The 7,229-nt window shown below is 69.9% G+C and carries 6 protein-coding genes; 3 read left to right on the plus strand and 3 right to left on the minus strand.

Annotated elements, in window-relative coordinates:
- Both ABT116_RS37480 and ABT116_RS37485 read left to right on the plus strand, forming a co-directional pair.
- Positions 1-1,934, plus strand: a 1,934-nt coding sequence (locus tag ABT116_RS37480) for a GTP-binding protein (RefSeq protein ID WP_351643567.1), incomplete at its 5' end; no start/stop codon positions are given.
- A gap of 81 nt (positions 1,935-2,015) precedes the next feature.
- On the plus strand, positions 2,016-3,887 hold the full coding sequence (locus ABT116_RS37485; RefSeq protein ID WP_351643572.1) for an endoglycosylceramidase: 1,872 nt from the start codon (positions 2,016-2,018) through the stop codon (positions 3,885-3,887).
- On the opposite strand, the gene ABT116_RS37490 is transcribed toward ABT116_RS37485, so the two are convergent.
- Positions 3,868-5,124 (minus strand): YncE family protein, encoded by a 1,257-nt coding sequence (locus ABT116_RS37490; RefSeq protein ID WP_351643578.1) that lies wholly within the window; start codon positions 5,122-5,124, stop codon positions 3,868-3,870. The two genes, ABT116_RS37485 and ABT116_RS37490, sit on opposite strands and share 20 nt — an antisense overlap.
- A 196-nt stretch (positions 5,125-5,320) precedes the next feature.
- Here ABT116_RS37490 and ABT116_RS37495 point away from each other — a divergent pair, with 196 nt between their 5' ends.
- Positions 5,321-5,980, plus strand: coding sequence for a TetR/AcrR family transcriptional regulator (locus ABT116_RS37495; protein ID WP_351643584.1), 660 nt, complete (start codon positions 5,321-5,323; stop codon positions 5,978-5,980).
- Positions 5,981-6,117: 137 nt separating this feature from the next.
- Here the strand turns inward: ABT116_RS37495 and ABT116_RS37500 are convergent, their stop codons facing one another.
- Complete coding sequence (locus tag ABT116_RS37500) at positions 6,118-6,468, minus strand: hypothetical protein (RefSeq protein WP_351643590.1); 351 nt, start codon at positions 6,466-6,468, stop codon at positions 6,118-6,120.
- Positions 6,465-7,229 (minus strand): cytochrome c oxidase subunit I (locus ABT116_RS37505; RefSeq protein ID WP_351643609.1); only part of this gene is annotated, 765 nt, incomplete at its 5' end. The genes ABT116_RS37500 and ABT116_RS37505, both read right to left, overlap by 4 nt.

Consider the following 7,229-nt stretch of genomic DNA (forward strand, 5'->3'; position numbering starts at 1 on the left):
TGCAGCGCACCCTGCTGCCCGAGCGGCTGCTCCATTCGACCGGGGTGATCGACGAGATCGGCCGTGTCGACGACGGGAACACCCGCACCGACACCCTCGCCCTGGAGCGGCAGCGCGGCATCACCATCAAGTCCGCCGTCGTCTCGTTCCCGCTCGACGGCGTGACCGTCAACCTCATCGACACCCCCGGTCACCCGGACTTCATCGCCGAGGTGGAGCGCGTCCTCGGCGTGCTGGACGGCGTCGTCCTCGTGATCTCCGCAGTGGAGGGTGTGCAGGCGCAGACGCGGGTGCTGATGCGGACGCTCCAGCGGCTGCGCATCCCGACGCTGCTCTTCGTCAACAAGATCGACCGGAGCGGGGCACGCCACGAGGCGGTGCTGCGGGAGATCTCGGCACGGCTGACCCCCGGAATCGTGCCGATGGGGACCGCCGCCGGCCTCGGCACCCGCGCGGCCCGCTTCACCCCCGGCCCCGGACCGGCCGGCGCCCTGGACATCCTGACCGGGCACGACGACGCCCTGCTGTCCGCGTACGTCGAGGACACGGTCACGGACGAGCTGTTGCACGGCTCCCTCGTCGCGCAGACCCGGGAGGCGCTCGTCCACCCGGTCTACTTCGGCTCCGCCGCCACGGGCGCGGGAGTGGAAGCGCTGCTTACCGGCATCGAAACCCTGCTGCCGGTGGCCGACGGGGACGCGGACGGGCCGGTCTCCGCCACCGTGTTCAAGGTCGACCGGGGCCCGGCGGGGGAGAAGGTCGCCTACGCCCGGATGTTCTCGGGGACCCTGCGCACCCGCGACCGGGTCCCCTTCGGCATGGACGGCGCCGAAGGCCGGGTCACCGGCATCAGCGTCTTCGGGCACGGCACGGACACCCGTGCGGACTCCGTCGCGGCCGGCCGGATCGCCCGCCTCACCGGGCTCGGCGACATCCGCATCGGCGACGCGATCGGCGAACCCCGCACGGCGTACGAGCACTTCTTCGCCCCGCCGACGCTGGAGACGGTCGTCCTCCCCGGCCCGGACGCCGACAGGGGAGCGCTCCACCTGGCGCTCACCCAGCTGGCCGAGCAGGACCCGCTGATCGGCCTGCGCCGCGACGAACGCCGCCAGGAGACCTCCGTCTCCCTGTACGGCGAGGTGCAGAAGGAGGTCATCCAGGCCACCCTCGCCGGGGAGTACGGCCTCGACGTCACCTTCCGCGAGACGACGCCCCTGTGCGTCGAACGGCTCGCCGGCACCGGGCAGGCCGTGGAGTTCAACAAGAAGGACCCCAACCCGTTCCTCGCGACGGTCGGCCTGCGCGTCGAGCCCGCACCGGTCGGCTCGGGCGTCGGCTTCCGGCTGGAGGTGGAGCTCGGGTCGATGCCGTACGCCTTCTTCAGGGCCGTGGAGGACACCGTGCGCGAGACCCTGGAGCAGGGCCTGCACGGCTGGCAGGTCACCGACTGCGTGGTCACCATGACCCACAGCGGCTACTCGCCCCGCCAGAGCCATGCCCACCAGGGCTTCGACAAGAGCATGTCGAGCACGGGGGCCGACTTCCGCGGGGTGACCCCGCTGGTGCTGATCGAGGCGCTGCGGCGGGCCGGGACGCGGGTGCACGAGCCGATGCACCGCTTCCGGATCGAGGCGCCCGCCGACACCCTCGGCGCCCTGCTGCCGGTGCTGGCCCAGCTCGCGGCCGTACCCGAGACGACGCGGAACCGGGACGACCTGTGCGTCCTCCAAGGCACCGTGCCGGCCGCACGGGTGCACGCCCTCCAGCAGATTCTGCCGGGGCTCACCCGGGGCGAGGGCGAGCTGGAGAGCTCCTTCGCCCACTACGCGCCCGTCACACACGGCACGATTCCCGAGCGCCCGCGCACCGACCACAACCCGCTGAACAGGAAGGAGTACTTGTTGAACGTGACACGGAGGGTCGATGGCTGACGTGTGAGGGTTGTCCGGACGGAACTTACTCCAGAGTCAGGGGTGTTGACGGTGTCCTGATATCGCCGGACTGTAGTGGACATGCCGACTATCCGAGCGCGTCTCCTGGTCGTCCTGATCGTCCTCTTCGGTTCGGTGTCGGTGGCGGGCGTCCCGCCGGCCACCGCCGCGCCCCCGTCCGGCTCCCTCTGGTTCGACGACCCCACCGTCACCGTGCGGGACGGCCGCTTCACCGACGCCCACGGCCGCGAGATCGTGCTGCGCGGCTACAACGTCTCCGGCGAGACCAAGCTCGCGGAGAACAAGGGCCTGCCGTTCGCCTCGGTCGCCGACGCCCGCAAGTCTGCGACCGCGCTGCGCGCCCTCGGCGGCGGCAACACCGTCCGCTTCCTGCTCTCCTGGGCCTACGCCGAACCCGAGCGCGGCCAGGTGGACACGGCCTACCTGGCTGCCGCCACCGACCAGATGACGGCCTTCCTCGACGCCGGCATCCGGGTCTACCCCGACTTCCACCAGGACCTCTACTCCCGGCACCTGTTCGACGCCGACAGCTGGTACACCGGCGACGGCGCCCCCAAGTGGGCCGTGGACGCCGGGAACTACCCCGACGAGTCCTGCGGCATCTGCCTCTTCTGGGGGCAGAACATCACCCAGAACGAGGCCGTGAAGCGTGCGTCGTACGACTTCTGGCACAACGCGCACGGCGTGCAGGACGCCTTCCTCGCCACCGCCGAGAAGACCATGCGGTACGTGCAACAGCACCTCAGCGCCGACCAGTTCAAAGGCATCGCCGGCTTCGACCCGTACAACGAACCGCACGCGGGCGTCTACGACTCCGGGCAGACCAGCCGCGGCTGGGAGAAGGACGTGCTCTGGCCGTTCTACGAGAAGTTCCGTGCCCGCATGGACACGGCCGGGTGGCGTGACAAGCCCGCGTTCGTCGAGCCGAACCTCTTCTGGAACGCCAACCTCGACTTCCAGAAGCAGGAGGGCGGCCTGCTGGACGCCGGCACCCTCGGACCGCGCTACGTCTTCAACACGCACTTCTACGACCAGAAGGCCATCTCCGGCGTCTTCATGTGGGGCAAGGCGGCGGACGGCCAGTACGCGGGCGACTTCCGCACCGTCCGTGACCGGGCCGCCGCCGCGCGGACGGCCGCCGTGGTCAGCGAGTTCGGGCACCCCCTCGCGGGCAACGTCTCCGACAAGGCGCCGACCGTCCTCAAAGCGATGTACCAGGCCCTCGACTCACGCCTCAAAGGCGCCGACTGGTGGACCGACCCGGCGGCCTCGGGGCCCGTGCTCTCCGGCTCCCAGTGGCAGTGGGACATCTACAACGGCCGTCACCGCGAGCTGATGAACGGCAACCCCGACAAGGTGCTCACCGCCGGCGACGCCTGGAACGACGAGGATCTGTCCGCCGTACGCCTCGACGACGCGGGCAAGCCTGTGCTGCGCCAGGACGCCCGGCTCCTGGACCGTCTCTACCCGAGCGCCACGGCCGGTGAGACCGTCGGCTTCACCTACGAGGACCGCTCCCGAGACGGCTCCACGACCCTGACCTGGAACCCGGTGCCCGGTTCCCTGCCGAACGTGCAACGACTCGTGGGGTCAGGGCAGTACGGGCTGCTGCTGTGGCGCTCCGACGGCGGCTCGGCACCCACCGAACTGCACCTTCCGGCGAGCTTCCCGACCGCGTCCACCACGGTCGTCTCCGACCTGGGCGCGACCCACGCCCCGCCGTCGTACACCGCCTCGACCCCGGTCGGCGTGGCCCAGGAGCCCGGCGGCACGGGCAGCCGCCGCCTGCTGCTCACCGCGCCGGACTCGGGCGTCCTGCACTACGCGCTGGTGACCAACGGGGCGACGGCTCCCGCGGCGGACCTGCTCGCCGGGGCCCGCTCCGAGCTGGCGGCCTGGGCGGCGAAGGAGGTCAACCAGCGGAAGGGCTAGTCCAATCGGCCTGCACCTTGCCGAGCCGGACGCGCTGCGGGTGGTCACCGACCGGCACGGACACGACCTTCTTCCCGGTGGCGAAGTCGATGGCCGTGACCTGGTCGGTGCCGCTCTCGGAGACCACGCAGGACTTGCCGTCACCGCTGACCGTGGCCCAGTAGGGCTTGGAGGCGGTGACGAGCGGGCCCTCCTGGAGGGTGGCGCGGTCGACGACGGTGGCGTAGTCGTCCATCGTGCCCGCGACGCACAGCTTGCGCCCGTCCGGGCTCATCGAGATGCCGTGGTGACGCGAGTCGTTGACGAAGGTCGTGCGGTCGTCGCTGGTCGCCGGGTTCTTCGGCAGCGTCTTGGTACGGGTGATCTTCTCGGTGGCGATGTCGTACTCGAAGAAGCCGTTGAAGAAGGAGACCTGGAAGTACAGCTTCGACTCGTCCGGCGAGAAGACGGCCGGGCGGACGGCATCGGAGTAGTCCTTGAGGCCGAGCGCGTCCAGCTGCGGGCGCATGTCGATGACCTTGACCTGCTGGTACGTCGTGGCGTCGACGACGGTGATGCGCCGGTCGCCCTTCGTCCAGTCCAGCCACGGGGCGTCGGTCTGCGTGTTCACGTCGCCGATCGCCATGTTGTAGATGTACTTGCCGTCCTGGGTGAAGATGTTCTCGTGCGGCTTGTCGCCGGTGCCGAACTTGCCCAGCTCCTTGCCGGAGACGATGTCCAGCACGTGCACGGTGTTCGAGGTCGACGCCGACACCGCCACCCGCTTGCCGTCGGGGGAGACCGCCATGTGGTCGGAGCGGTAACCGGACACGGGGAAGCGCCAGTTGAGCCGCCCGGAGGCGAGGTCGATCGACACGACGTCGGCGAAGCTCGGCCGGGAGACGACCACCGACTTTCCGTCCGGCGTCGAGTACATGTCGTCGACGAACTGGTCGTGCCCCTCACCGACGCTGTTGCGGATCGCCATGAAGTAGATCCACTTGATCGGATCGGCGTTGATCGCCGCCATCCGCTCGTCCTTGTCGGGGATGACGTTGATCCGGCCGATCTTCGCGAAGTCACCGGTGGACCGGATGACATCGGCGGTGCCGTCCCAGTTGTTGCCCACGAACAGCACCTCGCGCAGCGCGGCGGAGGAGCCCGGGGCGGCAGCTGTGGCGGCGGTCGCGGGAAAGGTGACGGTCAGGGCGAGGGCTGCGGCTACGGAGCACAGGTGCCGGCGTCGGAAGACGGGCATGACGGCTCCCCTCTCTGCTGTGGGGTCGCTGCTGCGGGGCGAGCAATGTGAGTGGGACATGCCAAATCGGACTGCGTGCTGAAACTGAACATGCATGCTTTCAGAGTCAACTTACTGCAAAGTAAGGAAGGGGCGGCCTTCTCCACAAGACCGCGTGCACGACAAAATCGGTGTTCGAACGACGAAGGGAGAGCTGGTGCCGGGCAGACTCAGAGCGCCGACCGGCCGCTACGGCGGCAAGACCGCGGAGGAACGGCAGGCCGAACGGCGCCGGCGGTTCCTCGACGCCGGGCTCCAGCTGTTCGGCGACACCCCCGGCTTCCGCTCCACCACGGTCGCGGCCCTCAGTGAGACCGCCGGGCTCTCCACCCGCCAGTTCTACGAGGAGTTCCGCACCCTGGAGGACGTGCTCGCCGCGCTGCACCTCCAGGTCAACGGCTGGGCCGAGGCCGCGGTGCTGGAGGCGGCCGCGGGCGCGGCGGACCTGCCGCTCGTCGAGCGCGCCACGGCCATCTTCCGCGCCTACGCCGGGAACGTCACCGCCGATCCGCGCCGGATCCGCATCACCTTCGTCGAGATCATCGGCGTCAGCCCGCGCATGGAGGAGCAGCGGCTCGCACGCCGGGCCGGTTGGGTGGACCTCATCTGCGCCGAGGCGGACGCGGCCGCCGCACGGGGAGAGGCCGCACCCCGCGACTACCGGCTCCCCGCGACCGCCTTCATCGGCAGCGTCAACGGCCTGCTGCACGACTGGAGCACCGGCTGGGTCGACGCCACGCTCGACGAGGTCGTCGACGAACTGGTCCGGCAGCTGCTGGGGATCCTGTGGCCGCCGGGATGGAAGCCGGGACGGTGAGGCCGAGCAGGTCGACCATGTCGAGGTGATGGTCGATCACGCTCGCCTCGAAGCGGGTCAGGGGGGAGGGGCGGTGGAGCACCGGCCGCCGGGCGCGGGGACAGCGGGACCTGCGGACACCCGGACCGGGGTCGGCCCTAGCGGGCCGCCAGCACCACGAGATCCACCGCCACCAGCAGCGCGACTCCCAGCAGCACTCCGGTCAGCAGCCGCGCGCGAAGCCTGCGGTACACCGCCTCGTACTCGCCCCGCAGTTCCTCCCCGCGCCGGGCCGTGCGCTGCCAGGAGGCCCGGGAGAGTGCGAGATGCTCCGCCGCGAACTGCCGCTCCACCTCCGCCCGTTCCGTTTCCGCCAGCCGGTCGAGCCCTGCGGCGAAGCGGGCGGCGGCCGAGCGGGCCTCCTCACGGGCGGCGGTGGCCAGCAGATGGCCCTCGACCTCGTTGTGGAACGCCCGCAGATCCACGGGAAGCCCTTCCATGGCGGTCATCGGAGCGTCAGCTCCCGTTCCGCTGCCGCGATGGCTTCGTGGTGCAGGTCGAACGCCGGGGACTCGCTGCGGATCTTCGGCAGGGCGACGAAGTTGTGCCGCGGCGGCGGGCAGGAGGTCGCCCATTCCAGCGAGCGGCCGTAGCCCCACGGGTCGTCGACGCCGACCGGCTTGCCGTACTTGGCCGTCTTCCACACGTTGTAGAAGAACGGCAGCATCGACATGCCGAGCAGGAACGAGAAGACGCTCGACACCGTGTTGAGTGTCGTCAGGCCCTCCACCGCCAGGTAGTCCGGGATCCGCCGCTGCATGCCCTCGGCGCCCAGCCAGTGCTGGACCAGGAACGTGCCGTGGAAGCCGGTGAACAGCGTCCAGAAGGTGATCTTGCCGAGACGCTCGTCCAGCATCCTGCCGGTGAACTTGGGCCACCAGAAGTGGAAGCCGGAGAACATCGCGAAGACGACCGTCCCGAAGATGACGTAGTGGAAGTGCGCGACCACGAAGTACGAGTCGGAGACGTGGAAGTCGATCGGCGGCGAGGCCAGCAGCACACCCGTGAGCCCGCCGAAGACGAACGTGATGAGAAAGCCGGTCGCCCAGAGCATGGGAGTCTCGAACGAGAGGCTCCCGCGCCACATCGTGCCGATCCAGTTGAAGAACTTCACACCCGTTGGTACGGCGATGAGGAACGTCATGAAGGAGAAGAACGGCAGCAGCACACCGCCGGTGACGTACATGTGGTGGGCCCACACCGTCACGGA

It is taken from the genome of Streptomyces sp. NPDC002130, from assembly GCF_040296465.1.
Classification (GTDB): domain Bacteria; phylum Actinomycetota; class Actinomycetes; order Streptomycetales; family Streptomycetaceae; genus Streptomyces.

Excerpts from the sequence above, each read along its gene's own strand:
- ABT116_RS37485 (WP_351643572.1), top strand. The coding sequence starts at position 2,016 with ATGCCGACTATCCGAGCGCGTCTCCTGGTCGTCCTGATCGTCCTCTTC.
- ABT116_RS37490 (WP_351643578.1), bottom strand. The coding sequence starts at position 5,124 with ATGCCCGTCTTCCGACGCCGGCACCTGTGCTCCGTAGCCGCAGCCCTC.
- ABT116_RS37500 (WP_351643590.1), bottom strand. The coding sequence starts at position 6,468 with ATGACCGCCATGGAAGGGCTTCCCGTGGATCTGCGGGCGTTCCACAAC.